Below are 1,467 nucleotides of genomic sequence, written 5' to 3' on the forward strand. Positions count from 1 at the left end.
CAATTATTTTACACTATGTGATAAATGTCTTAATCTATACATACAAAGGCTGTTGCAAACTAGTTCACAACAGCCTTCTAAAAAATCGCTATTTGTTATATTAGTAAAACAGTCTTTTTTAAACTAAACGATGCAGCAGTCGCTCCTTATCTCCGAATAAATAGTCAATAAGAGGTATTTCCAGCATAGTATAGCAGCCAGGATCTTGCTTGAGACTTGCCCTGGCAGCCGCTACCATGATCTGGCCCGTTGCCCCCGGATTGTAAATAGACATTATAAACTCCATACGCTGGTTATGGGTGGCACCGGATACGCCTTTCCTCGACATGTGCACACCATGCCCTTTATCTATAAGGCTTTTTACATCATCTACCTTATATACATGTGTTTCGTCATGGATAAAGTAAGGATCCTTTTTCACTGCTTCAGCAATTTTATCAAAATCATAGCCCTCTTTTATCTGTACATATACCAGTCTTTTATGCAAACCATTGCCCTGGGGGATAGTCATAGAAATTGCATCTACTACACCTTCAATTGCTTTAACTACTACAGTATGCCCCATACTCATGCCTGGGCCGAAATTCGTATAAGTAATTCCCCTAGGAGCAATCACTTCCATTAAAGCTCTCACGACGGAATCCGTGCCCGGATCCCAACCAGCTGAAATGACAGCTACAGAATTGTGGGATTTGGCAATGTTGTCGAGTTTTTCTTTCAATTTAATAACTTCATCACCGTGAATATCGAAACTGTCAACTGTATTAATGCCTATTTCTAAATACTGTGGCGCAACTTCAGGAATAGAACGACTGGGTATACAAAGAATCGCCACATCGATTTTTTCAAGCTCTCTTACATCGGTAGTTACTGGAATGTCTCCCACAATCTTTTTAGCTGCTTGAATTTTATTGGGATCCCGAAGGACTATTCCTGCCACTTCCATATCGGGGCTTTCTTTTACAGCATAAAAAGCTTCCCTGCCTACATTTCCAAAACCAACAACCGCTATTCTGTATTTTGACATACTAAACCTCCTCTAAGTTTTCAATAAAAGTCTCCCCGACAACGCAATCAAATATTGATGTCGCGGTCCGAAAGCCTTGTTATTTAACAATAAAAAAAACAATCGGGGCTATTTGCCGATTGTTTTAATAAGCTTTGGCAAATGCCTCTCTCTTGAAGTAGCGCTCCACCGAATTATCGGTGACAGTCCTATACCTGTTCGATATAGGCCCAGCATGATTTTTGGGGACAAATCATGCTTCGGCGATGACCCCTTTCAGCTTGCTTAATCGGTTTCCCAGCCTCCACAAGCTTACTCTTGATACACCGCGCCTCTACCCCAACTCGTGTAGAGATGAGGCATATATTTAATTTATTAATAATCCTATTTTCGTAAATATATCACAAGTAAACTGCTTTGTCAATTAGTTCGTTTTTGATTGATCGCGTCAAGATACTATG

The 1,467-nt window shown here is 40.3% G+C and carries 1 protein-coding gene and 1 riboswitch; the gene reads right to left on the bottom strand.

Going from position 1 to position 1,467, the window contains the following annotated elements:
* Positions 1–118: 118 nt before the first annotated feature.
* On the bottom strand, positions 119–1,027 hold the full coding sequence (locus tag JT739_RS12615) for a diaminopimelate dehydrogenase (RefSeq protein WP_237661474.1): 909 nt from the start codon (positions 1,025–1,027) through the stop codon (positions 119–121).
* Positions 1,028–1,177: 150 nt separating this feature from the next.
* A riboswitch (Lysine riboswitch) is annotated at positions 1,178–1,351 on the bottom strand.
* Positions 1,352–1,467: the final 116 nt, after the last annotated feature.

It is taken from the genome of Tepidanaerobacter sp. GT38 (assembly GCF_021991635.1).
GTDB lineage: Bacteria > Bacillota > Thermosediminibacteria > Thermosediminibacterales > Tepidanaerobacteraceae > DTU063.

Excerpts from the sequence above, each read along its gene's own strand:
- JT739_RS12615 (WP_237661474.1), bottom strand. The coding sequence starts at position 1,027 with ATGTCAAAATACAGAATAGCGGTTGTTGGTTTTGGAAATGTAGGCAGG.